Origin of the sequence: Mesorhizobium sp. M8A.F.Ca.ET.208.01.1.1 (assembly GCF_004791315.1) — a bacterium.
Taxonomy (GTDB): Bacteria; Pseudomonadota; Alphaproteobacteria; order Rhizobiales; family Rhizobiaceae; genus Mesorhizobium.
Genome location: NZ_SRUT01000276.1, coordinates 1 through 308 on the forward strand (window position 1 = coordinate 1; position 308 = coordinate 308).

The 308-nt window shown below is 72.4% G+C and carries 1 protein-coding gene; it reads left to right on the top strand.

What is annotated here, in order from left to right; translation table 11 throughout:
* Positions 1 to 308 (top strand): hypothetical protein (locus tag EN851_RS36665; RefSeq protein ID WP_189587364.1); only part of this gene is annotated, 308 nt, incomplete at both ends.

The window sequence follows — 308 nt, forward strand, 5'->3', positions numbered from 1 at the left end:
CGCACCCGGTCGGGCTTGCGGCGGATCTGACGATCAGCGGTCTGGTCGCCGCCGGATCGCGCGTTTCCCTCACCGGGCCAGACGGCGTGACAGCCGCAGCCAAGGTCGGCCCGGACGGGCGGTTCAGCACGCCGGTGACACCCGGGGAATGGCTGGTCGATTTTTCGGCAGGCGGGGCGACTGGGCGGCGGCATGTGGTCGTCGGCGCGGCGCCGGTGGTGCTCTCGGCGTTTTCGGGCAAGCCTGCCGAGGCGCCGCTGCCCGTGGCGCATGTCGTCGGCTTCGACGCCCTGATGACGTCGCCAGGT